General features: G+C 36.7%; 22 protein-coding genes, 1 pseudogene and 3 other annotated features (1 of these 26 cut by a window edge). Of the genes and pseudogenes, 20 read left to right on the plus strand and 3 right to left on the minus strand.

The window, feature by feature from the left end:
* Window positions 1-114: a binding site (T-box leader), on the plus strand (it extends 115 nt beyond the left edge of the window).
* A gap of 43 nt (window positions 115-157) precedes the next feature.
* From pheS to CN288_RS11965, 8 genes and pseudogenes are all read left to right on the plus strand, one after another.
* Window positions 158-1,192, plus strand: coding sequence for a phenylalanine--tRNA ligase subunit alpha (gene pheS / locus CN288_RS11930; protein WP_090687813.1), 1,035 nt, complete (start codon window positions 158-160; stop codon window positions 1,190-1,192).
* Window positions 1,193-1,210: 18 nt separating this feature from the next.
* The gene (pheT, locus tag CN288_RS11935) at window positions 1,211-3,631 is read left to right on the plus strand and encodes a phenylalanine--tRNA ligase subunit beta (RefSeq protein WP_098302311.1); all 2,421 of its coding nucleotides are present in this window, start codon (window positions 1,211-1,213) and stop codon (window positions 3,629-3,631) included.
* A gap of 97 nt (window positions 3,632-3,728) precedes the next feature.
* Window positions 3,729-4,001 (plus strand): annotated as a pseudogene (locus CN288_RS11940) (IS4 family transposase); the annotation flags it as partial.
* Window positions 4,002-4,172: 171 nt separating this feature from the next.
* A complete protein-coding gene (locus CN288_RS11945) occupies window positions 4,173-5,189 on the plus strand; it encodes a hypothetical protein (RefSeq protein ID WP_026593605.1) in 1,017 nt (338 codons plus the stop codon).
* Between the two features lie 71 nt (window positions 5,190-5,260).
* Complete coding sequence (locus CN288_RS11950) at window positions 5,261-5,476, plus strand: hypothetical protein (protein WP_098302312.1); 216 nt, start codon at window positions 5,261-5,263, stop codon at window positions 5,474-5,476.
* 5 nt (window positions 5,477-5,481) lie between these two features.
* Window positions 5,482-5,734, plus strand: a binding site (T-box leader).
* A 52-nt stretch (window positions 5,735-5,786) separates the two neighbouring features.
* Window positions 5,787-7,178, plus strand: coding sequence for an asparagine--tRNA ligase (gene asnS, locus CN288_RS11955; protein WP_090687810.1), 1,392 nt, complete (start codon window positions 5,787-5,789; stop codon window positions 7,176-7,178).
* A gap of 184 nt (window positions 7,179-7,362) precedes the next feature.
* Window positions 7,363-8,274 carry an SDR family oxidoreductase gene (locus CN288_RS11960; protein ID WP_098302313.1) on the plus strand — a complete coding sequence of 304 codons (912 nt, stop codon included), beginning with the start codon at window positions 7,363-7,365 and terminating at the stop codon, window positions 8,272-8,274.
* Between the two features lie 129 nt (window positions 8,275-8,403).
* A complete protein-coding gene (locus tag CN288_RS11965; RefSeq protein ID WP_081811107.1) occupies window positions 8,404-8,538 on the plus strand; it encodes a YuzL family protein in 135 nt (44 codons plus the stop codon).
* A gap of 94 nt (window positions 8,539-8,632) precedes the next feature.
* On the opposite strand, the gene rnhC is transcribed toward CN288_RS11965, so the two are convergent.
* Entirely contained in the window at window positions 8,633-9,571 is a 939-nt protein-coding gene (gene rnhC, locus CN288_RS11970) for a ribonuclease HIII (RefSeq protein ID WP_098302314.1), read from the minus strand.
* A 124-nt stretch (window positions 9,572-9,695) separates the two neighbouring features.
* On the opposite strand from rnhC, the gene zapA reads away from it, so the two are divergent.
* From zapA to CN288_RS12015, 8 genes are all read left to right on the plus strand, one after another.
* A complete protein-coding gene (gene zapA, locus CN288_RS11975; RefSeq protein ID WP_000082703.1) occupies window positions 9,696-9,965 on the plus strand; it encodes a cell division protein ZapA in 270 nt (89 codons plus the stop codon).
* A 1-nt stretch (window position 9,966) separates the two neighbouring features.
* The gene (locus CN288_RS11980; protein WP_026593601.1) at window positions 9,967-10,506 is read left to right on the plus strand and encodes a CvpA family protein; all 540 of its coding nucleotides are present in this window, start codon (window positions 9,967-9,969) and stop codon (window positions 10,504-10,506) included.
* Between the two features lie 56 nt (window positions 10,507-10,562).
* On the plus strand, window positions 10,563-12,281 hold the full coding sequence (gene polX / locus CN288_RS11985) for a DNA polymerase/3'-5' exonuclease PolX (protein ID WP_026593600.1): 1,719 nt from the start codon (window positions 10,563-10,565) through the stop codon (window positions 12,279-12,281).
* A gap of 21 nt (window positions 12,282-12,302) precedes the next feature.
* Window positions 12,303-14,663, plus strand: a complete 2,361-nt coding sequence (locus tag CN288_RS11990; protein WP_026593599.1) for an endonuclease MutS2 — start codon at window positions 12,303-12,305, stop codon at window positions 14,661-14,663.
* 208 nt (window positions 14,664-14,871) lie between these two features.
* A complete protein-coding gene (locus CN288_RS12000; protein ID WP_026593598.1) occupies window positions 14,872-15,561 on the plus strand; it encodes a 23S rRNA pseudouridine(2604) synthase RluF in 690 nt (229 codons plus the stop codon).
* A 99-nt stretch (window positions 15,562-15,660) separates the two neighbouring features.
* Window positions 15,661-15,912 (plus strand) — a binding site (T-box leader).
* Between the two features lie 118 nt (window positions 15,913-16,030).
* The gene (brnQ6, locus tag CN288_RS12005; RefSeq protein WP_026593597.1) at window positions 16,031-17,356 is read left to right on the plus strand and encodes a branched-chain amino acid transport system II carrier protein BrnQ6; all 1,326 of its coding nucleotides are present in this window, start codon (window positions 16,031-16,033) and stop codon (window positions 17,354-17,356) included.
* Between the two features lie 205 nt (window positions 17,357-17,561).
* Window positions 17,562-18,149, plus strand: a complete 588-nt coding sequence (locus CN288_RS12010; RefSeq protein ID WP_026593596.1) for a prolyl hydroxylase family protein — start codon at window positions 17,562-17,564, stop codon at window positions 18,147-18,149.
* Between the two features lie 274 nt (window positions 18,150-18,423).
* Window positions 18,424-19,623, plus strand: a complete 1,200-nt coding sequence (locus tag CN288_RS12015; RefSeq protein ID WP_026593595.1) for a class I SAM-dependent rRNA methyltransferase — start codon at window positions 18,424-18,426, stop codon at window positions 19,621-19,623.
* A gap of 45 nt (window positions 19,624-19,668) precedes the next feature.
* Here the strand turns inward: CN288_RS12015 and CN288_RS12020 are convergent, their stop codons facing one another.
* On the minus strand, window positions 19,669-19,860 hold the full coding sequence (locus CN288_RS12020; RefSeq protein WP_026593594.1) for a YwbE family protein: 192 nt from the start codon (window positions 19,858-19,860) through the stop codon (window positions 19,669-19,671).
* Entirely contained in the window at window positions 19,861-20,034 is a 174-nt protein-coding gene (locus tag CN288_RS28750; RefSeq protein ID WP_090687793.1) for a hypothetical protein, read from the minus strand.
* 168 nt (window positions 20,035-20,202) lie between these two features.
* Between CN288_RS28750 and CN288_RS12030 the strand changes: the two genes are divergently transcribed.
* The 4 genes from CN288_RS12030 (at window position 20,203) to CN288_RS12045 (ending at window position 23,577) form a co-directional block, all read left to right on the plus strand.
* Window positions 20,203-20,895, plus strand: coding sequence for a response regulator transcription factor (locus CN288_RS12030; RefSeq protein ID WP_026593593.1), 693 nt, complete (start codon window positions 20,203-20,205; stop codon window positions 20,893-20,895).
* A gap of 1 nt (window position 20,896) precedes the next feature.
* Window positions 20,897-21,832 (plus strand): sensor histidine kinase, encoded by a 936-nt coding sequence (locus CN288_RS12035; RefSeq protein WP_090687786.1) that lies wholly within the window; start codon window positions 20,897-20,899, stop codon window positions 21,830-21,832.
* A 124-nt stretch (window positions 21,833-21,956) separates the two neighbouring features.
* Window positions 21,957-22,880, plus strand: a complete 924-nt coding sequence (locus tag CN288_RS12040) for an ABC transporter ATP-binding protein (protein WP_026593591.1) — start codon at window positions 21,957-21,959, stop codon at window positions 22,878-22,880.
* Entirely contained in the window at window positions 22,873-23,577 is a 705-nt protein-coding gene (locus CN288_RS12045; protein ID WP_098302315.1) for an ABC-2 transporter permease, read from the plus strand. The genes CN288_RS12040 and CN288_RS12045 overlap by 8 nt, the downstream gene beginning before the upstream one ends.
* The last annotated feature ends 13 nt before the right edge of the window (window positions 23,578-23,590 follow it).

Here is a 23,590-nt window from a genome sequence, read left to right on the forward strand (position 1 = left end):
CAGGACCATTGATATGTAAAGGCGTTCCGGTCAAAGCTGACCGTTATAACAATTAAGTGGGCAGACTTGTTCTGTCAATTTAGGGTGGTACCGCGAATTTACCTCGTCCCTTTTTGGGAGCGAGGTTTTTTTATTTTTAACATTAGGAGGGTTCCAAATGGAAGCACGTTTAAAAGAGCTAAAGCAAAAAGCGTTAGAGCTGATTGAAGAAGCGAAAGAGCTAAAGGGCTTAAATGATGTACGCGTAGCGTATTTAGGAAAAAAAGGTCCAATTACAGAAGTATTACGCGGCATGGGGAAATTATCTCCAGAAGAGCGTCCACGTATGGGAGCATTAGTAAATGAAGTGCGTGAAGCAATTCAAACACGTTTAGAAGACAAAATTAACCACTTAGAAAAAGCAGTAATTGAAGCAAAATTAGCATCTGAAACAATTGATGTTACATTACCAGGTCGTCCTGTAGAAACAGGTTGTCATCATCCATTAACAGCTGTTGTTGAACAAATTGAAGATGTATTTATCGGTATGGGTTATGAAGTAGCAGAAGGAACAGAAGTAGAGAAAGATTACTACAATTTCGAAGCATTAAACTTACCGAAAGATCACCCAGCTCGTGATATGCAAGATACATTCTACATTACAGAAGAAACGTTACTACGTACACATACATCTTCTGTGCAAGCAAGAACGATGGAAAACAATACAGAAAAAGGTCCAATTAAAATTATTTGCCCTGGTAAAGTGTATCGCCGCGATGATGATGATGCGACGCATTCTCATCAGTTCATGCAAATTGAAGGTCTTGTAATTGATAAAAATATTCGTATGAGTGATTTAAAAGGTACACTGCAAGTATTTGTGAAAAAGATGTTCGGTGAAGATCGTGAAATTCGTCTTCGTCCAAGTTTCTTCCCGTTCACAGAACCATCTGTTGAGATGGATATTTCTTGTATGATGTGTCATGGTAAAGGTTGCGGCACTTGTAAGGGAACTGGCTGGATTGAAATTTTAGGTGCAGGTATGGTTCATCCAAACGTGCTTGAAATGGCTGGCTATGATTCAAAAGAATATCAAGGATTCGCATTCGGTATGGGTGCAGAGCGTATCGCAATGTTAAAATACGGCGTTGATGACATTCGTCATTTCTATACAAACGATGTACGTTTCTTACAACAATTCAAACGAGCGTAAGGGAAGGAGAGGATAAATATGTTCGTATCATATCGTTGGTTACAAGAGTATGTAGATATTAAAGATGTAACAGCACAAGAACTAGCAGACAAAATCACGAAAAGTGGTATTGAAGTAGAAGGCGTTGAAGTATTAAATAAAGGTGTAAAAGGTGTTGTAGTTGGTCACGTATTAGAATGTGAAAAGCACCCAGAAGCTGATAAGTTAAGCAAATGTCTTATTGACATCGGTGAAGAAGAGCCAGTACAAATCATTTGCGGTGCTCCTAACATTGCAAAAGGTTTAAAAGTACCAGTTGCAAAAGTTGGCGCTGTTCTTCCTGGTAACTTCAAAATTAAAAAGGCAAAACTACGCGGTGAAGCTTCTCACGGTATGGTTTGTGCATTGCAAGAACTTGGCATTGACGGGAAACTAGTTGCGAAAGAATATGCAGACGGTATCTTCATCTTCCCAAGTGACGCTGAAGTTGGCGCAGATGCACTTGAAATCTTAAACTTACATGATGAAGTATTAGAACTTGGTTTAACGCCAAACCGTGCTGATTGCTTAAATATGTTAGGTGTTGCATATGAAGTGGCTGCTATTTATGGCCGTGAAGTGAAACTTCCAGCTATCAACTTACAAGAATCAACTGAAAAAACAGCTGATTACATTTCTGTAAGTGTAGAAGCGAAAGAAGAAAATCCATTATACATTGCGAAAATGGTTAAGAACGTAAAGATTGGTCCATCACCAATGTGGATGCAAACTCGCCTTATGGCAGCTGGCATTCGTCCAATTAGTAATGTAGTTGATATTACAAACTACATTTTAATGGAATACGGTCAACCATTACACGCGTTTGACTATGATAAATTAGGTTCAAAAGAAATCGTTGTTCGTCTTGCGAAAGAAAGCGAAAAGATTCAAACATTAGATGATCAAGAGCGTATATTACAGAACCACCACCTTGTTATTACAAATGGTGAAAAAGCTTTAGCTGTTGCTGGTGTAATGGGTGGAGCTGATTCTGAGGTTACAAATGATACAGTAAACGTTCTAATTGAGTCTGCATACTTTGCAGGTCAAACAGTGCGCCGTACATCAAAAGATTTAGGTCTACGTAGTGAATCAAGTGCACGTTTCGAAAAAGGAATCGATCCAACACGTACATTTGAAGCAATTCAACATGCAGCAGCTTTAATGGCGAAATATGCTAGTGGCGAAGCGCTTGAAGGTGTAGTAGAAGTTGATAACTTACAAGTGCAAGAACGTACGGTATCAGTTACAACTGAAAAAGTAAACCGTGTATTAGGAACAGAAATCACTGCTAGTGAAATGGGTACAATCTTTACAAACTTGAAGTTCCCATTTACAGAAGTAGAAGGAACATTCCATGTGAACGTACCAGTACGTCGCCCTGATATTACAATTGCAGAAGACTTAGTAGAAGAAGTAGGTCGTCTGTACGGTTATGATCATATTCCAGTTACATTACCAACTGGTACAATGACACGTGGTAAATTAACAGTAGCACAAACAAAACGTCGTAAAGCACGTCGTTACTTAGAAGGTGCTGGTTTATATGAAGCAATTACGTATTCATTAACAAGTGCCGATAAAGCGAAACAATATATGGTTGAGCCAAACGAACAATCTCCTGTAAATCTTGCACTTCCAATGAGTGAAGAGCGCAGTCAACTTCGTTTAAGCTTAGTACCACAATTGTTAGAAGCAGTTTCATATAATAACGCTCGTAAAAATGACAGTGTTGCATTATATGAAGTAGGTTCTATTTTCTTACCAACAGCAGAAGGCGAGCTTCCGAAAGAAGAACAACATCTTGCTGGTGTTATGACAGGTCTTGCTCTTCATCATGCATGGCAAGGTGAGAAGAAAGTTGTAGACTTCTTCGTTGCAAAAGGTGTGTTAGAAGGATTATTCGACGTACTTGGCGTTGCAAGCAGCATCACATATGCTCCTGCAAAACGTGAAGGCATGCACCCAGGACGTACAGCTGATATCTTACTAGATGGAGAAGTGATTGGTTTCATCGGTCAATTACACCCAGAAACGCAAAAACAATTAGATGTGAAAGATACATTCGTATTTGAATTATCTCTTGTAAAAGTATTCGGTGCAGACGTAGAAGAAACTTACTACTCAGCAATTCCACGTTTCCCATCTATGACACGTGATATGGCGGTTGTAGTGGCTAAGGAAGTAAAAGCTGGCGAAATGAAGCAAGTAATTGCGGAAGTAGGCGGAGAACTTCTAAAAGAAGTAACACTATTCGACTTATACGAAGGTGAAAAAATGGAAGAAGGCAAGAAATCACTTGCATTCTCTATGAACTACTTTGATCCAGAACGTACATTAACAGACGAAGAAGTAACAGAAGCACATAACCATGTATTAACAGCGGTAGAAGAGAAATTTGGTGCGGAGTTACGTAAGTAAAAAAGCAGCCTTGTGGCTCATAGCCATCAAGTTAAAGTTATGTATAATTTTTACCAAAAACAGCTACCCTTTCATNNATGAAAGGGTAGCTGTTTTTATGGAAGAATTACAATTATTAATTCAGGAATTAAAGAATACATTCTCACTTTCATTTTTAGAATCATTTGCACATAGGGCAGGAATGATTCGACATAAAAGAAAATGTAAAGCGCAGGATATCGTTTCTTTATGTGTCTTTTTAAGTAAAACAGTTGAAACAGAATCTTTCGCGAGGTTATTTCATCAAAATATTTGTTCAACTCCATCGATAGGAGAGGATTTCAAACGAATTCGAATCCTAGACTCTACTATGTTTCAACTTCCCCATCACTAATAATTTAAGTGTTAACAGGAAAAAAGAAGGTAAACCTAAAAGGTACAGAAAATACGAAACTCTCAAATCAAGAGGATAGCTAAATAGTTACATTTTTTCATTTGAATATCCCAACTTTTTATTTTCCATGTTATGATAGATATGTTAATGAATTGAAGGGGTGGTTTTATGAAGTTTGGGAAAATGGGATTAGTTGTTGCGGCAAGTTTAAGTCTTTTCGCTTTATCTGCGTGTGGAAAATCTGCAAAAGAAACAGTTGTTTCTTCAACAGAAAGCATTTTAAACGCAAAGCAAATGGAATCAAGCAGTTCAATTTCTTTTAAATTCGATTCTAATGCGAAAGATATGAAAAGAGAAGATAAAGTGGCAATGGATATGTTAAAAAACATATCAGTTACAGTTGATTCAAAAACAGATAAAGATGCAAAAAAAGACGAAGTAACAATTGGTGCAAAGGTTAAAACAGATGCAATGAAAATGGATATATCGATTCCAATGTTTATGGATGAAGGGAAAGAGGCTTTATATGTAAAAGCGAATAATGTAAAATCACTATTACAATTAGCTGGCGTTCCTGGTGATAGTTTTTCTACTCTAGAAGGAAAAGTTATCAAAATGGATATGAAAGATTTAGGAGAAGTAGATACAAAAGAATCTGCGAAAATCCAAGAGAAAGTACAAAAATCGTTATTAGATGCAATCAAAGCGCTTCCTGAAGACAAATTTACAAACGAAAAAGATGTATACACTGTGAAATTAACAGGTAAAGATTTAAAAACAGTGATTGAAAAGCTATTTGATGAAATTTCTACAATGAAAAACTTCACTGGAACAAAACAAGAAATTGCAGACTTTAAGAAAGAATTGAAAGATGCAAATCTTGATAAATCTTCTATTTCTTTAATTTATACAATGGATGGAAAAACAATTAAAAAACAGGATGCAGCAATTCATGTCGAAGCAAAAAATCCTGAGAACGAAAAAGAAACAATTAAATTTGATATGAATATTAAATCTGATATCAAATCGATCGATAAACCAATCAAATTCACATTCGATACTTCTGAAAAGAACATTGTTCCAATGGATGAGTTACAAAAAATGATTGGTGAATTTATGAATCAATCCATGAGTGGCGGGAAAGTAACTCCTGTTCAACCAGCTCCAACGGAACCTGCAGCATAAAAAATCCTTAAGGGGCATAGCTATCAAGTTAACAAAAATAAACCAGATGCTGAAAAGCATCTGGTTTATTTTTGCCTGAGTGTGTAGAAAAAGTCGTAGTTAGTTTAAATGAGTTAAATGAACAATACGATTTTTTCATTGAGACATTAGAAAGAGAAGAATTATATGAATTTATTGTAGAAGTAGAAGAAGACATAACCGAAGAATGGAGAGAGTGGCAAGGTTCACTTTATCAACAGGATGCCTTGCATCTTTCCCTCGAATGTAGTACATTAATTTTAGTTTAACAAAACGAAAAACGATGATAAGGAAAAGTAGTATATACTATAATCCAAAGCGAGTCAGGGACGGTGAGAGCCTGATGAGGCGGTATATGTGAAGAACACCTTGGAGTTGCTAACCGAAATTGAAACTTGTATTCAAGAGTAGACTTAGACGGGAATCCGGCCTGTTACAAACCGGGAAGTATGTAAATACATACGAGTTAAAGTTGGTCTTTATGACAAATTGGGTGGTACCGCGAAGTTTAACCTTTCGTCCCTTTATGGATGAAAGGTTTTTTTGTATTCAAATATATCAGAAAAGGAGAATTTCACTATGGAAAACACATTAGTAAAAAGTCTGTATAGAGATACAGATAAATACGCAGGTCAAACAGTACAAGTATCAGGGTGGATTCGTAACTTACGTGATTCAAAAGCATTTGGTTTCATCGAATTAAACGACGGTAGCTTCTTCAAAAGCGTTCAAATCGTTTTCGATACAGAATTAGATAACTTCAAAGAAATTGCGAAACTTCCACTTAGCTCTTCAGTTAAAGTAGAGGGTAAAGTAATTGCAACACCTGGAGCAAAGCAACCATTTGAAATTAAAGCAGAAAAAATTGATATCGAGGGCTTATCAGATTCTGATTACCCACTTCAAAAGAAGCGTCACACGTTTGAATACTTACGTACAATCGCTCACTTACGTCCAAGAACAAATGCATTCTCTGCAACGTTCCGCGTGCGTTCTATCGCAGCGTTTGCGATTCACCAATTCTTCCAAGAGCGTGGATTCGTACACGTTCATACACCAATTATCACGGGTAGTGATACAGAAGGTGCAGGCGAAATGTTCCGCGTAACAACGCAAGATTTAAACAATGTACCTAAAGGTGAAGACGGACAAGTTGACGAATCAAAAGACTTCTTCGGTAAAGAAACAAACTTAACGGTAAGTGGACAGCTGAATGCTGAAGCTTATGCATTAGCGTTCCGTGATGTATACACATTCGGACCTACATTCCGTGCTGAAAACTCAAACACAACTCGTCATGCAGCTGAGTTCTGGATGGTTGAGCCTGAGATTGCATTCGCTGAATTAGGTGATGTAATGAACCTTACAGAAGATATGCTGAAATATGCAATGAAATACGTATTAGAGCATGCACCAGAAGAAATGGAATTCTTCAACAGCTTTGTTGATAAAACAGTTCTTGAGCGCATGAACAACGTAATCAACTCTGACTTTGGCCGCATCACATACACAGAAGCAATTAAAGTACTTCAAGAATCAGGTGCTGACTTCAAATACCCAGTAGAATGGGGCATTGACTTACAAACAGAGCACGAAAGATACTTATCAGAAGAAATCTTTAAACGCCCTGTATTCGTAACTGATTATCCGAAAGACATTAAAGCATTCTACATGCGCTTGAACGAAGATGGAAAAACAGTAGCTGCTACCGACCTTCTCGTTCCTGGCATCGGCGAATTAATCGGTGGAAGTCAACGTGAAGAAAGAATGGATGTTTTAACAGACAGAATTAAAGAATTAGGCATGAACGAAGAAGACTACTGGTGGTACTTAGAACTTAGAAAATACGGCGGTACAAAACACGCTGGATTCGGCCTTGGTTTCGAGCGCTTCCTAATGTACATCACTGGCATGGCTAACATTCGTGACGTCATTCCATTCCCAAGAACTCCAGGTTCTTCGGAGTTTTAATATAACAAAAAAGTGAGAGCAATTGCTCTCGCTTTTTTTATTTAGAAGAGGATGGAAGTAGATTCGAAATCTTATCAAGTATTTTGAGCTAGGATAAAAAATGTTGTTCATAGTTCTCTTTCCATTTCATATATAGTAAAACGAATGAATCATTTATGGAAATTGGGAGAGGGGTTTTGGGAAAATGGGGGTAATTAATAGGTGTGCAGAGTGGACAGTGCGTGACAAGTATGTAGTCATCACGGGAGCGACAAGTGGGATTGGGCTAGCGGCGGCTAAGGTACTTGCGGAACGCGGTGCAAAGCTAGGGATTATTGCACGAAACGAAGCGAAAGCAAATGATATTGTGACTCAAATTAAGGGTTCAACGAATGGTAATGCAGTGGTAGATATATTTCTAGCTGATATGGCTTCTCAGAAGTCAATACATCAAGTAGCTACTGACATTCTAGAGAAGTGCCCTAGAATAGATATATTAGTTAATAATGCTGGTGCTTTATTTCAAACAAGGCAAATTACGGAGGACGGCTTGGAGATGACCTGGGCGGTTAATCATTTAGCTCCATTCCTACTTACTAATTTGCTACTTGGCCGTTTAAAGGAAAGTGCCCCCGCTCGCGTTATCACTACCGCATCTCATGGTCACAAAATGGCTAAAAAAGGAATCGATTTTAATGATTTAGATGCAGAAAAACTTTATCGTGGTGTTAAGAAATTAATGGGGGGTCCTACGATGCGTTATGGGCAAACCAAATTAGCTAACATCTTATTTACCTCTGAGTTGGCACGGCGACTAGAGGGGACAGGTGTCATAGCTTCCTGCTTCGATCCAGGACTTGTAGCCACGAATTTCAACCAGGATAATGGTCTCGCGGCTCGCTTAACTATGGCAGTAATGAAACCTTTCTCTCGCACACCTGAGGAAGGGGCTGAAACTTTAGTATGGCTAGCAGAAACAACTGACATTATCGATCATAGTGGTTATTATTATGCTAATGGGCAAGTGGAAAGGCCATCTGAGGTTGCATTGGATATGGATGCCGCAAAGCGTCTATGGGATATTAGTGAAGAGCAAACTCATCTCTTAGGAAAGTAAAATTAGCGTTAATAGAAGTGAAAGTGTAAGAGTGACTTTATACGGATTGGATCGGCAGTATATATTTTGATTGTTATGCTGTATAGTTTCTTGCCTCTAAGTAAAAAGTAACGCGAAGGGGTGAATAAAATGGGCAGAAAAGTAAAAAAAGATCCTTCTAGAGCAAGTCTTGGTTCCTCGCAAGTCGAAGGTCAAGGAACTACAACAAACGAAACGGGTTCTTTTAAAGTATCTTCATCAAATAAGAGACAAAAACGAAGCTAAACATATATAAATAAGAGTAGTCATGTCGACTACTCTTATTTATATGTTTTTATTTTGTTTAGTTCATTTATATATTGTCGATACTGAAAAATAGCTATTTTTTCAATAAACGAAATGCTTTTTCTGTATTTGCAAAGTGAAGTTTCACAAACTCAGGAAGCCGTTCTTTTCCTAGCTTTTGAATTAATTTAACTGCAGCGATATCAACTTGCTTACCCGCTCCTTTTGGAAGTGGCATACCGGCTTTTTTGCTGAGCTCATCAAACTGCTTTACGAATGAGTAGCGAGCTAAAATAGAGGCTGCTGCAACTGCTAAATGAACACTTTCACCTTTAGTTGCGAAATACACGTTTTCACGCTGTACTTCTTTTTGTTTTGCTAAGTATTTGTAATATGTATCAGGCTGCGTGAATTGGTCAATTAAGATGCCTTCTGGTTTTGTAGGTGCAATCTTTGCTAGTAAATTTGTAAGAGCCTTATTGTGTAAGAGCGCTTTTAGTTTCCCCTGATTGTTTCCTTTTTCGAATAGTTCGTTATATTTTTCATTATGCAAAACGAGAGAACTATAAGGAACAACGTTAAGTAACTGTTTTGCAATTTCGGCAATTTGCGCATCATTTAAGTTTTTAGAGTCTTTTACACCAAGTTCTTTCAATAATGGAATTTGCTTTGCGTCTACATATACAGCAACAACTGTCATCGGTCCGAAGTAATCTCCAGTACCCACTTCATCAGATCCAGCTATAGACATTGTTCCAATGGAAGCGGGCGGGGCATAGCGGTGCGAATTTGTAGTTTTTTTACCAGAAGATTTCGGCACTTGAGAAACATTTTGCCAACGTGCAGCTTCTTCCTCTGCACGAGTACCTTGAAACATTACTTTGCCTGATTTATAGGCCGTAATTGTACAAGATGGAACTTTCGCCATAAAGATACCACCTTGCGGAACTTTTGGGGCAATTGCTTGTTTATATTGTTGTTTCATATCCTCAATTATTGCAGGATTTGTTTGGATTACGATAGAATTTGACAAAGTAGTCGCTCCTTTTTCAATATTGTTATTTTTATCATATCGGATTGTTCTTTCTGTTTCCATATTATGATGGTTCATGGTATGATAAACTTTAGGATTCTGTACGTGATTGGAGGCCGGTGAGTTGTCACAACAAAAGGGAAATAAAAGTCGAATTAATGTAGAAATCTATGGTCAGCAATATTCAGTTGTTGGCGATGAAAGTACAAGTCATATCCGCATGGTAGCAGCGATTGTGGATGATAAAATGCGCGAACTCAATGCCAAGAATCCTTCGCTTGATACGAGTAGACTAGCGGTATTGACGGCGGTAAACGTCATACACGATTATATAAAATTAAAAGAAGAACATGAGAAACTAAAAGAAAGTATGACAAAAAAAGGAATGGAATAACATGATTGATATTATTATCATATTACTGCTTGTTATGGGATTTTTCCTCGGCTTAAGAAGAGGGTTTGTCCTACAACTTGTAAAGTTAACAAGCTTTATTATCGCATACCTTGTTGCATACTGGTACTGCAAAGATTTAGCGCCAGTACTTGAGAAATTTATTCCGTATCCATTCGATCAGAACGTATCTGTGCCAGAATGGATTGATGCAAATAATATCGAAGCAGTATTCTATCAAGCAATTGCGTTCATTGTATTATTTATTATTACAAAAATCGCGCTTTCATTGCTTGGGAATTTGCTGAATATGTTTACAGAAATCCCAGTTATAAAACAGGTAAATGCGTTTGCTGGAGCACTTCTTGGTTTCTTAGAAGTGTATATTATTCTGTTTGTCTTAATTATTATTGGAACTATTCTTCCGATTGAACAGGTACAAACGCCACTGCAAAAATCATCAATTAGCAAAATAATTGTAGACGATACACCGATTCTTTCTGAAAAGGTGAAGGAACTATGGCAGCCAGGTAGCAGAGTATAACTTCTCTTTTTTCGGAAAGAGAAGTTTTTTTTCTATGAAAGAAAGGCGGGGAAAGAATGAAAGTAAATAAAAAACAAGTGATTAAATTATTGGAGACAATCGGCCTTTTTATGGAGCTTAAGGGCGAAAATCCATTTAAAATATCTGCATTTCGTAAAGCCGCAGCAGCATTAGAAAGCGATGATCGTAGTCTTTCTGAAATTGAAGATTTCACAAAGATTCCGGGTATTGGAAAAGGAACAGCAGCGGTCATTCAAGAATATATTGAAGCTGGAACTTCAGAAGTATTAGAGGAGCTTGAAAAGGAAGTGCCAAGCAGTCTATTACCGTTATTAAAATTACCAGGGCTTGGTGGTAAAAAAGTAGCGAAGTTGTACAAAGAGCTTGGCGTTATTGATATGGAAACTTTGCAAAAGGCTTGTGAAGAAAATAAAGTACAGGCACTTGCGGGATTCGGTAAGAAAACAGAAGAGAAAATATTAGAAGCAATCGCTCAAGTAGGCTCTCGTCCAGAGCGATTACCGATTGCGATGGTCTTACCTATTGCCGGGGAAATAGAGAAGAAATTGTCGAATGTCCAGGAAATTGTTCGATTCTCTCGCGCTGGTAGCCTGCGCCGCGTTCGCGAAACGGTAAAAGATTTAGATTTTATTATCGCAACGGAAAATCCAGTAGCAGTACGTGAACATTTACTGCAATTTGATAATATGATTGAAGTCATTGCGAGCGGTGATACAAAAGTATCCGTTCGTCTTCAATATGAATATGATATTTCAATTGATTTCCGTCTTGTAAAACCTGAAGAATTTATTACAACGCTTCATCATTTCACAGGTTCAAAAGATCATAACGTAAGAATGCGCCAAATTGCAAAAGATAAAGGTGAAAAGATTAGTGAGTACGGTGTGGAAAATTTAGAGACAGGTGAAGTGAAGACGTTTGAAACAGAAGAAGCATTCTTTGCTCATTTTGGTCTACCATTTATTCCACCAGAAGTACGTGAAGATGGAAAAGAGCTTGAGTTGATTAAAGAATATCCAAATTTAATTCAGTTCTCTGATATACAAGGTGATTTACATATGCATACAACATGGAGTGACGGTGCTTTTTCAATTGAAGAAATGGTACAAGCATGCCGCGGGCGTGGGTATAAATTTATGGCAATTACGGATCATTCCCAATACTTGAAAGTAGCGAACGGTTTAACGAAAGAGCGTCTTCGTGAACAAGGAAAAGAGATTGAACGTATTAACGAAAAATACTCAGATATTACAATTTTACGCGGAATCGAAATGGATATTTTACCAGATGCAACGCTCGATTTTGATGATGAAGTATTAGCGGAGCTTGATTATGTCATTGGTGCAATCCATTCTAGCTTCTCACAAGACCGTGAAACAATTATGAAACGCTTGCGTACAGCAATTGAAAATAAACATGTTACGATGATTGCCCACCCAACAGGTCGTCTTCTTGGACGCCGCGAAGGGTACGATGTAGATACAGATTTACTGATTGAACTCGCAAAAGAAACAGATACAATTTTAGAATTAAACGCGAATCCGAACCGCTTAGATTTAAGTGCGAAACTATTAAAGCAAGCACAAGATGCGGGCGTAAAAGTAGCGATCAATACTGATGCGCATACACTTGAAATGTTAGAAGATATGGAAACCGGTGTAGCGGCAGCTCGTAAAGGGTGGATTCAGAAAGATACCGTGATTAACACATGGGATATTGAACGTTTATTAGATTATATTAAACGGAATAAGTAACACAAGGGGGACGTGCAACTTATGTTAGAACGAACGTTGCGTGTATTAGAATATAACAAAGTAAAAGAACAATTACTTGAGCATGTTGCTTCTTCACTTGGTCGTGATAAAGTGAAGAGCCTCGTGCCAAGTACAGATTTTGAAGAAATTGTAGAAATGCAAGAAACAACAGATGAGGCAGCAAAAGTCATTCGCTTAAAAGGGCATGTACCGCTTGGCGGAATTTTTGATATTCGTCCGAATGTAAAACGTGCGAAAATTGGAAGTATGCTAAGCCCACATGAACTGCTCGATATCGCAAGCACGATGTATGGTAGCCGCCAAATGAAGCGGTTTATTGAAGATATGATCGATAATGGTGTAGAGCTTCCAATTTTAGAAACACATGTTGCGCAAATTGTGTCTGTATATGATTTAGAAAAGAAGATCACAAACTGCATTGGGGATGGAGGAGAAGTAGTCGATAGCGCGAGTGATAAACTGCGCGGCATTCGTAACCAAATCCGCACTGCAGAAAGCCGTATTCGTGAGAAACTTGAAAATATGACGCGCTCTTCAAATGCCCAAAAGATGTTATCAGATGCAATCGTTACAATTCGTAATGATCGCTATGTAATTCCTGTGAAGCAAGAATACCGCGGTGTATATGGTGGTATTGTTCATGATCAATCTGCATCAGGACAAACGTTATTTATTGAGCCGCAAGTCATTGTGGAACTAAATAACGCATTGCAAGAAGCAAAAGTGAAAGAAAAACAAGAAGTAGAACGCATCTTAATGATGTTAACAGAAGAAGTAGCAGTCGAAGCTGATATTGTGTTAGCAAATGTAGAGGTTATTGCAAATCTTGATTTCATTTTTGCAAAAGCTTTTTATGCAAAGCGTATTAAAGCAACAAAACCAATTGTAAATAATGAGCGTTATATGGATTTACGACAAGCCCGTCATCCACTTATCGATCCAAAAATCATTGTGCCGAATGATATCATGCTTGGTAAAGACTTCACAACAATCGTTATTACAGGTCCGAATACAGGTGGTAAGACAGTTACATTAAAAACAGTCGGCATTTGTGTATTAATGGCGCAATCTGGTCTTCATATTCCAGTATTAGACGAATCAGAGATTTGTGTGTTTAAAAATATCTTTGCTGATATTGGTGATGAACAATCGATTGAACAAAGTTTAAGTACGTTCTCCTCTCATATGGTGAACATTGTAGATATATTAGAAAAAGCTGATTTTGAAAGCTTAGTATTATTTGATGAATTAGGTGCTGGAACAGACCCACAAGAAGGAGCAGCACTTGCGATTTCTATTTTAGATGAGGTATATAACCGCGGAGCACGCGTTGTCGCAACGACGCATTATCCGGAGCTAAAAGCATATGGTTACAACCGTGAACAAGTTATTAATGCGAGTGTGGAGTTTGATGTAAACACACTAAGCCCAACTTATAAGTTATTAATTGGTGTACCAGGACGCAGTAACGCTTTTGAAATTTCAAAACGTCTTGGTTTATCTGATCGAGTAATTGATCGTGCTCGTAATCATATTAGCACCGATACAAATAAAATCGAAAATATGATTGCGAAGCTAGAAGAAAGTCAAAAAAATGCAGAGCGCGAATGGACCGAAGCAGAAGAGCATCGTAAACAATCTGAAAAACTTCATCGTGAATTGCAACGTCAAATTATTGAATTTAACGATGAGCGTGATGAAAGATTATTAAAGGCACAAAAAGAGGGCGAAGAAAAAGTAGAAGCTGCGAAAAAAGAAGCAGAAGGCATCATTCGTGAACTTCGTCAACTGCGTAAAGCACAGCTTGCAAACGTGAAAGATCATGAGCTTATCGAAGCGAAAAGTCGCCTAGAAGGTGCAGCGCCAGAGCTTGTGAAAAAACAAAAAGTAAAAGTGAAAAACACTGCGCCAAAACAACAATTACGAGCAGGCGATGAAGTAAAAGTATTAACGTTCGGGCAAAAAGGACAATTGCTGAAAAAAGTAAGTGATACGGAGTGGAACGTTCAAATTGGTATTCTGAAGATGAAAGTGAAAGAATCTAATATGGAGTATATTAATACGCCACAACCTGTTGAGAAAAAGGCAGTCGCGACTGTTAAGGGAAGAGACTATCAAGTTTCCTTAGAACTTGATCTTCGCGGTGAACGTTTTGAAAATGCAATGATACGTGTAGAAAAATATTTAGACGATGCACAGCTTGCAAACTATCCACGCGTATCCATCATTCACGGAAAAGGAACAGGAGCACTTCGTCAAGGTGTACAAGATTACTTGAAAAAACATCGTGGTGTGAAAAACTTCCGCTATGGTGATATGGGCGAGGGAGGCCTCGGCGTAACAGTTGTCGAATTAAAATAAGCACAAAACCAGGCAAAAGGGGTAAACCATTATGTTTATGGACAAACTTGCAAAAGTATTGTTAGCTTGTTGCGGCATGTTTTTGGTGATTGGAGTTATTTATTTAGTGTTTTTTGCGAAGTAAGGAAGCGTCAATCTCGGCATAAGTTAACGCCTGAGATTGACGTTTTTTCTTTTCGGATAATCTATAAGAAAAAAGGAATACGACATGAAAATTAACCAATTTATAAGCGAAGTATTATCCTGCTCAAGGCGAGAAACAGACCGCCTCATTAAAGCGGACCGCGTGGCAATTAACGGTGAGGTTTGTACGCACGGTGCGATTGTTACGGTGAACGATATTGTAACGATTGATGGTAAAACAATCGAGAAAGAAGATAAAGAAAAAATCTATATTGCCTTTCATAAACCAGTAGGGATCACTTGTACTGCTGCGGAACATATTGAAGGAAATATCATTGAGTACATCAATCATCCAGAGAGAATTTTTCCAGTTGGTCGCTTAGATAAAGCGTCGGAAGGATTGATTTTGCTAACAAACGATGGAGCGATTGCCAATCAAATTTTACACGGAGATCATGAGCATGAAAAAGAATATATTGTAACGGTTGATAAGCCATTTACAGATTGGTTTATTGATGGAATGAGCCGTGGTGTGAAAATTAAAGATGGAATGACAAAACCATGTAAAGTAACCAGGGTAGATCACTCGACATTTCGAATTGTTTTAACGCAAGGAATGAATAGACAAATTCGCCGAATGAGCCGTGTGTTTGGATATACAGTAACGAAGCTACAACGGGTACGAATTATGAATATTAAGCTTGCTGGATTAGAAGCTGGAAAGTGGCGAAATGTCACAGAGCAAGAGTTACAACAATTATTGAAGCAGCTATAGCTGTTTCTCAGTTTTATTTTTTGTTAGAAAAAATAAAACTATTGTTTTTTTTGAAAATAGCCCATATAATAAAAAACAACAAGATTCGACAATATATTTTGAAAAGTAATGATGAGGACATGAGTTATTTTTTACGATTCTCAGAGAGGGAAGCCTTAGGCTGTGAGCTTCCTAATACGAAAAGATACACTTACCACCTCTAAACTTCAAGAGTGAACTGCATCATGCATTGTAATTCTTGGCGGATAAAACCGTTATTAATTTACACGAGCTATAAAATGAGTTTATTTTGTTATACATTCATTTTATTAGAATAAGGGTGGAACCACGATTTCAACACTCGTCCCTTTGTTAGGGACGGGTGTTTTTTGCGTTCTTTTATAAAGGAATTTGGATTGAAAGCGGAAATATAGCGGTTTTTTATTTCTGAATATTTAGTCTTTTATTATTTTTTAGGAGGTAGAGAAAAATGAAATCATCTTTAAAGTTATCTGAGATGTTTGCAATAAGTTTAATGTTATTTGCACTATTCTTCGGTGCGGGGAATATGATTTTTCCACCAGCGTTAGGACAAGGTGCTGGAACAGATGTATGGGTGGCTTTATTTGGTTTTGTTATTACAGGTGTAGGGCTTCCTTTACTAGGAGTCATTGTCATTGCTTTAAAAGGAGATATTAATAAACTCGCAGGTCGTGTGCATCCGTTGTTTGCACTTGTTTTCACAGTTGCGATTTATTTATGTTTAGGTGTGTTTGTAAGTGTACCGCGTACAGGAACTGTTGCTTATGAAATGGCGGTTACTCCATTTTTATCAAGTTCCGTAGTCAGTCAGGCATATCCACTTGTTATCTTTACATTTATTTTCTTTGCAGTTACTTTCTATTTAGCGTTAAATCCTTCGAAATTAGTAGGACGTATTGGGAAAGTATTAACACCAATTTTATTAGCGGTTATTGCAATTATTGTCATCAAAGCATTGATTACACCGATGGGTGAGTTTGGAGCACCGACAGAAGCATATAAGGATCCGCTTTTCAAAGGATTTATTGATGGATACTTAACATTAGACGGATTAGCAGCACTTGTCTTCGGAAATGTAGTTGTTAATGCTTTAAAAGGAAAAGGAATTACCAATAAGAAAAGTATTGCGAAAGTGACAATTTTTGCGGGGATGATTGCAGCATTTGGTTTACTTATTGTTTACCTAGCGCTTGCTTATCTTGGGGCTTCTAGTGTATCGCTTGGAATGGGAGAAAACGGTGGTGTTATTTTAACAAATGTTGTGCATCATTTATTTGGTAGTTATGGCACTCTTCTACTGGGTGTAGCGATTGCAGCGGCATGTTTAACAACTTCGGTTGGAATCGTTGCAGCTTGCGGAGAGTTTTTCTCAGCATTACTACCAAAGCTGTCGTATCAAAAAGTTGTTTTCATCTTCTGCATGTTAGCATTTATGGTAGCAAACCTTGGTTTAACACAGCTAAATGCATTAGCGTTACCAATCTTAATCGCAATCTATCCAATTGGTATCGTATTAATCGTATTATCACTAATTGAAAATTACATGCGTATCCCGCTAGCAATGTATGTGGGTGGAATTGTAGGGGCATTTGTTGTTAGTTTCTTCGATGGTTTAAATAATGCTCAGATTCAAATTGCAGCATTATCGCCTATGTTAGAAAAGATTCCATTTTACAATGTAGGAATCGGTTGGCTCTTACCAGGAATCATCGGTATGTTTGTTGGATATATTATTTCTATTTTTCAGAAGCGGGAAGTTGTCGTAGAAAAATGAGGAAAAGAGACTTTCTTTGAAAGAAAGTCTTTTTTGTAGAAATTAATATATTGGGAAATTTATCTAAATCTATTGTTTATTGATGAAGGGATTTTTAATCTAAAAAAGACTTCCATTTTATTACCCCTTGTTCGTAACACCTATCCAGTTTCACCCACATAATATACTACTGTCGTTCAATAAAGTTTGAGGAGGATTATACCTTATGAATAAAACGCCAATTGTTCTCCATGATGAGCCTTTTGTAGCCCAGTATGAACAAATAATTACACCAGCAGAATGCCAAGAGTTAATCGAGCTATCTAAAAAGCACATCCAACCCGCACAAGCCTATGGACATACAGGGGAAAGGAAATCAGATTTTACTTGGCTTCCACACTATTCACATGGGCTTGTTAGTAAAGTATCTGAACTTATTGCTACTGCTATGCCCTTGCCGCTTAATCACGCTGAGCCATTACAGGCAGCGAGATATGAAGTTGGAGGGAAATTTGATGCCCATATTGATTGTTATGGTACCTGGCACGAAGGTGGGAGGAACCAAGTTAAACAAGGGGGACAACGACTTTATACAGCTATTCTTTATTTGAATACAGTTGATGCAGGTGGAGAAACTTTTTTTCCCTCTCTGAATCTTACAGTTACTCCAAGTGAAGGGAAATTATTAGTTTTTGAAAATTGTAAAAGAGGGACAGATGAACCGCATCCACTTTCATTGCATGAAGGTTGCGCAGTACATGAAGGAGAAAAATGGATTGCTACATTATGGTTTCGTGAAAAACCACAATATTAAAAATTCATTATTGGGTTTTTGAGAGGAATGAAAATTCTTATTTATTCTTGTTTATGTACAGTTTTTTTCTGTTGGACATTGCTCTAAGACTGATCTCTAGATAAGAGTCTTATCTTTTACATCTTATAAATATATAACGGTTGTCTTTGGTAACGAGTTGGTTGTACTCGCAAAGCAATAATATGGTATAGTGAAACGAGGCTGTTTTTTCCGTCTCGTTTTTTAAATGCTTCCTAATAGGTAGAAAGCATTCAAATGGAAAGGAAGACATTACATGCGATCAGAAGTAATTGTAAAGATAAAACCGAAATTTATAAAAGAAATTAAAAGTGGCTACCCGCTTATTTTAAAAGATGCAATTCAAAACTTAAATGATATACGAGAAGAGGGAACTATCATCAAAATTGTTGATGAGCAGAACCAATTTCTTGGTAAAGGATATTATGGAAAGCAAAATAAAGGATATGGCTGGATTTTAACAAGAAAAGAGCAAGAGCACATTGACCAAGCTTTCTTTGAAAGAAAAATCAAATCAGCGTTACATAAGAGAAAAGGTTTTTACAAATCGAATGATACAACAGCATTTCGTGTTGTAAACGGTGAAGGTGATGGTCTTGGCGGTTTAATCATTGATTATTACGATGGTTATTATGTAATCAGCTGGTATAGCGAAGGGGTTTATTCCTTTAAAAACGAAATCGTTGGAGCTCTTCAGAAAGTAGCAAACTTCAAAGGAATCTATCAGAAGAAGCGCTTTGATACAAAAGGAAAATATATTGAAGACGATGATTTTGTTGCTGGAGAACGAGGTGAGTTCCCAATCATCGTAAAAGAGAACGGTGTAAACTTTGCGGTGTATTTAAATGACGGAGCAATGGTAGGTGTATTTTTAGATCAGCGCAACGTTCGAAAACAAATTCGTGACACATATGCAAAAGGAAAAACAGTATTAAATATGTTCTCTTATACAGGAGCGTTTTCTGTATTCGCAGCACTTGGCGGAGCGACAAAAACAACAAGCGTTGACCTTGCGAATCGTAGCTTAAGTAAAACAATTGAGCAATTTAGCGTAAATGGCATTGACTATGAAGCGCAAGATATTATCGTAGAGGATGTATTCCATTACTTTAAATACGCAGCGAAGAAACAAATGAAGTTTGACATGGTTGTGCTAGATCCACCAAGCTTTGCACGCTCTAAAAAGTATACATTTAGTGCAGCGAAAGATTACAAAAACCTATTAAAAGAAACAATCACCATTACAGAAAATAACGGTATTATCGTTGCTTCCACAAATTGTAGTACGTTCGATATGAAAAAGTTTAAAGGCTTTATCGACACAGCCTTTAAAGAAATGAATGGTAAATATAAAATATTAGAAGAACATTCCTTGCCAGAAGATTTCCGTACGATTGATCAATTTAAAGAAGGTAATTACTTAAAAGTAGTTTTTATCGAAAAAATTAAAGGTTAGTGCAAAGAAAAATGAGCTCAATTTTACATGAGCTCATTTTTTTTATTAAATAATATTTTGCACTCTGCCAACCTGTCCATCTTGCAATCGTACTTTAATGCCGTGTGGATGAGATGGTGAATTCGTTAAAATATCTTTGACAATTCCTCTTGTTAGCTTCCCAGTTCGTTGATCTTGCTTTAACACAATATCAACTTCAAGGCCTGGTGAAATATTAGATCGTTTTTGTCCGTTCATTTACACACCTGTACGTCTACGTTGGTTATTTGGCTTTTTTGTTTGCTGGTTTTGTAATTTTTTTGTTGCTTGATTTTGGTTTTTCGCATTTGCGCCATTTCCATTCCCTTGCTTTTTCTTTGCAAGTTGTTCGCGCATTAAATCAGCTAAGCTTACTTTTTTATTTTCTGACATGGTAAGTCTCCTTTATATTAAGTTAATTATAAACAATAGTAGTGAATTTCATCATAACATTGTTGTGAAAAGAAATGAAGTCAGATTGAATTTTCATATAATTCTTTTCACCTTTATTGACTTCAGTTACAATTGAATTGTTAATGTTTGTAAAAAGGGGATAGAAGCATGTCAAATCATATTTTATTAGTAGAAGATGACATTTCCATTCAAGAGATGGTTGAAACATATTTATTAAAAGAGGGCTTTCAAATAACAATCGCATCCGATGGAGAAGAAGGAGTTCTCGCGTTTCTAAAAGGCTCATTTGATTTAATCATTCTCGATATCATGATGCCAAAGTTAGACGGTTTAGAGGTTGTGAGAATCATTCGAGAAAAAAGTGCTGTTCCCATTCTAATGATGTCTGCGAAGGATACGGATGTAGACAAGGCGATCGGTTTAGGTCTTGGAGCAGATGACTACATTTGTAAGCCGTTCTCTATGATTGAATTGGCAGCCCGGGTAAAGGCAGGCATTAGAAGATCGACAAAGTATTCAGCCACGGAGCAGAAGGAAGAAATGATTGAGATTGGTGATTTGAAAATTGATCCGATCAACTTCACTGTGCAAAAAAAAGAAAAACAACTAAAACTTACTTTGAAAGAGTTTGAGATTTTAAAACTATTTGTAAAGAATCAAAAGCGTGTATTTACAAAAGCACAAATTTATAATCTGATTTGGAATGAAGAATATTATGGTGATGATAATGTGATTAATGTTCATATGCGACGTTTACGTGAAAAGATTGAAGATGATCCATCTAATCCGGAATATATTAAAACACTATGGGGCATTGGCTATAAGCTGGAAGTGATGTAGTATGACAGCTCTTTTAATGATTGTTATCTGTGTATTATTGGGCGTTATTTATTTTCAATATAGAATTGGGAAAAGTAAGAGTGCAAATGTACACTATACATATGAAAAGTTACAGGATATTGTAAAGCAACAAACAGGTGAAAAGTTATTGGTTATGACGGATGATCAAGAATTACAAAAATTATTAGTAGCAATTAATTATTTGTTAGATGCGAAACAGAAAACGAATGCAGATCATGCGAAGGTTGAAATTTCAATGAGAAAGATGTTATCTAACATTTCACATGATTTAAAAACGCCGCTTACTGTTATTCTTGGATATACAGAAATGTTAAATGTAGATAAAAAGATGAACGAAGAAGAACGACAAGTTTTGCTAGAAAAAGTGCATTTGAAAACGCTAGAAGTAATGGAACTTATTCATAAGTTTTTTGATTTAGCAAAGTTGGAATCTGGTGATAAAGCAATCGAAATGACAAAGGTGAATATGAATGAAGTGTGCCGAGAGAAAATTTTATCCTTTTATGATTTAGTAACGACGAAAGGGTTTGAGGTACGGATTGATATACCAGAGAAGAATGTGTATGCACTTGGAAATGCTGAAGTATTAGGCCGAGTGTTAAATAATTTAATATCTAATGCGATTGCGTATGGATATGACGGAAAAACGCTTGGTATTACATTAAGAGAAGATGATAGGTGCGTGTATGTTGAAGTATGGGACCGCGGGAAAGGAATTGATGAATCTCATATTGATAAAGTATTTGAACGTATGTATACGCTAGAAGATTCAAGGAATCGATTATATCAAGGGAGCGGTCTTGGACTCACCATCACAAAGCGACTTGTAGAATCGTTAGGCGGCGAAATTCATCTTTCCAGTAAGCCATATGAGAAAACAGTATTTACAATTGTGCTGAAAAAGATCGAATTTTAGCTTGTAGAAAAGAGAATTCTACAAGCTTTTTTGACTTAAGGAATTTGTAAGGAATGGGTAAGAAAAAAGAGACTTTCATTGACTATGATATACATATAAAGATGTGGCGAAAGGGGAAAATGATATGTCATATATATTAAAAACAAATAGGCTAACAAAAGTATTTCAAGGAAAAGAAGTAATTTCAGGGGTTAATATGCATGTGAAAAAAGGAGAAATCTACGGTTTTTTAGGACCGAATGGTGCTGGTAAAACAACGATTATGAAAATGATTACTAATTTAATAAAACCGACGAGCGGAGATATTGAAATTTTTGGTGAGAAATTAACAGATACTTCTTATGAAGTGTTAAAACGAATGGGGACGATTATTGAATATCCTATTTTCTATGAAAAATTAACAGCTCAGGAAAATTTATATCTTCATTGCGAATATATGGGTTACTACGATAAGAAGGGAATTGAGCACGCATTAAACCTTGTTAATTTACACAACGTGGAGAATAAAAAAGTAAAAGATTTTTCACTGGGGATGAAACAAAGATTAGGAATTGCCAGAGCGATTCTGACAAAGCCAGAGCTATTAATTTTAGATGAGCCAATTAACGGCCTAGATCCAATCGGTATTAGAGAATTGCGCGACTTATTTAAAATGCTTTGCAAAGAATATGGAATTACCTTGTTAATCTCTAGCCATATTTTAGGAGAAATGGAGCAAATGGCGGATACGATTGGCGTAATTCAAAATGGAAAATTGATAAAAGAAGTTTCAATGAAAAGTATTAATGGTAAACAAACGGAGTATATTGAAATTCACGTTCAAGATGTGAAACGAGCGGCTTATGTTTTAGAAAATAAACTCAGCATAACAAACTACAAGATTATGAGTGAGAGTATTATTCGCGTGTATGAAATGACAGAAATGCAGCAGGCAATTTCGAAAACATTGATCGTGAATGATGTGGAAATTGAAAGCATAAACAAAAAGCATAGTTCATTAGAAGAGTATTTCTTAAATCTTGTGAATGGAGAGGGAATCCATGCTTAAACTTATGAAACTAGAATGGAAAAAACATCTCTTATCTCGTTATCTTAAAGGAATCGCAATTTGTATTGTATCAATTTTCGTTGCTACTGCTCTTATGGCATGGGGTTCTAAAGCTGAGGGTGAGCAAATGTTTTCAGATTATGCGGGATTTATGTCTTTAACAAATATTTTTATTAGAACAACATTTATGATTTTTTCAGCTGTCATTTTATCGCGTTTAGTAATTGATGAATACAAAAGTAAAACGATGCAATTATTGTTTAGCTATCCATTAGAGCGAAAAAAAATAATGCAAGCTAAGTTAGCGATTACCTTTGGATTTTGTTTTTTTACCATAATTCTTTCTACGTGTATCATCAATATATTAATTTTCTTTTTAAACCCAATTATAGTTTTTTTTGAAACACCTGTTACTATGGCACAAATTATTGCTACCATTCCAGCTACTTTTCTTACTGCATTTATGATGGCTGGAATTAGTTTAGTTCCTTTATATTTTGGCATGAGGAAAAAGTCAACTCCTACAACGATCACCTCGTCTATAGTAATTGGATTATTGATTAACTCAACTGTTACTAATGGGGAAGGACAGATTAGTTTGTTTGACTTCATTGTAGTACCGATTGCACTTTGTCTACTAGGTCTTACAATTGGTTATCTGTCTTATCATAAAGTGAATAAAATGGATGTGGCTTAAATACAGATACAAT

Source organism: Bacillus sp. AFS023182 (assembly GCF_002560575.1).
GTDB classification, from domain to species: domain Bacteria; phylum Bacillota; class Bacilli; order Bacillales; family Bacillaceae_G; genus Bacillus_A; species Bacillus_A arachidis.

Bases quoted from the DNA above. Each gene is read 5' to 3' on its own strand.
- pheS (WP_090687813.1), top strand. From the start codon at position 158: ATGGAAGCACGTTTAAAAGAGCTAAAGCAAAAAGCGTTAGAGCTGATT.
- pheT (WP_098302311.1), top strand. From the start codon at position 1,211: ATGTTCGTATCATATCGTTGGTTACAAGAGTATGTAGATATTAAAGAT.
- CN288_RS11945 (WP_026593605.1), top strand. From the start codon at position 4,173: ATGAAGTTTGGGAAAATGGGATTAGTTGTTGCGGCAAGTTTAAGTCTT.
- asnS (WP_090687810.1), top strand. From the start codon at position 5,787: ATGGAAAACACATTAGTAAAAAGTCTGTATAGAGATACAGATAAATAC.
- CN288_RS11960 (WP_098302313.1), top strand. From the start codon at position 7,363: ATGGGGGTAATTAATAGGTGTGCAGAGTGGACAGTGCGTGACAAGTAT.
- CN288_RS11965 (WP_081811107.1), top strand. From the start codon at position 8,404: ATGGGCAGAAAAGTAAAAAAAGATCCTTCTAGAGCAAGTCTTGGTTCC.
- CN288_RS11980 (WP_026593601.1), top strand. From the start codon at position 9,967: ATGATTGATATTATTATCATATTACTGCTTGTTATGGGATTTTTCCTC.
- polX (WP_026593600.1), top strand. From the start codon at position 10,563: ATGAAAGTAAATAAAAAACAAGTGATTAAATTATTGGAGACAATCGGC.
- CN288_RS11990 (WP_026593599.1), top strand. From the start codon at position 12,303: ATGTTAGAACGAACGTTGCGTGTATTAGAATATAACAAAGTAAAAGAA.
- CN288_RS12000 (WP_026593598.1), top strand. From the start codon at position 14,872: ATGAAAATTAACCAATTTATAAGCGAAGTATTATCCTGCTCAAGGCGA.
- brnQ6 (WP_026593597.1), top strand. From the start codon at position 16,031: ATGAAATCATCTTTAAAGTTATCTGAGATGTTTGCAATAAGTTTAATG.
- CN288_RS12010 (WP_026593596.1), top strand. From the start codon at position 17,562: ATGAATAAAACGCCAATTGTTCTCCATGATGAGCCTTTTGTAGCCCAG.
- CN288_RS12015 (WP_026593595.1), top strand. From the start codon at position 18,424: ATGCGATCAGAAGTAATTGTAAAGATAAAACCGAAATTTATAAAAGAA.
- CN288_RS12020 (WP_026593594.1), bottom strand. From the start codon at position 19,860: ATGAACGGACAAAAACGATCTAATATTTCACCAGGCCTTGAAGTTGAT.
- CN288_RS28750 (WP_090687793.1), bottom strand. From the start codon at position 20,034: ATGTCAGAAAATAAAAAAGTAAGCTTAGCTGATTTAATGCGCGAACAA.
- CN288_RS12030 (WP_026593593.1), top strand. From the start codon at position 20,203: ATGTCAAATCATATTTTATTAGTAGAAGATGACATTTCCATTCAAGAG.
- CN288_RS12035 (WP_090687786.1), top strand. From the start codon at position 20,897: ATGACAGCTCTTTTAATGATTGTTATCTGTGTATTATTGGGCGTTATT.
- CN288_RS12040 (WP_026593591.1), top strand. From the start codon at position 21,957: ATGTCATATATATTAAAAACAAATAGGCTAACAAAAGTATTTCAAGGA.
- CN288_RS12045 (WP_098302315.1), top strand. From the start codon at position 22,873: ATGCTTAAACTTATGAAACTAGAATGGAAAAAACATCTCTTATCTCGT.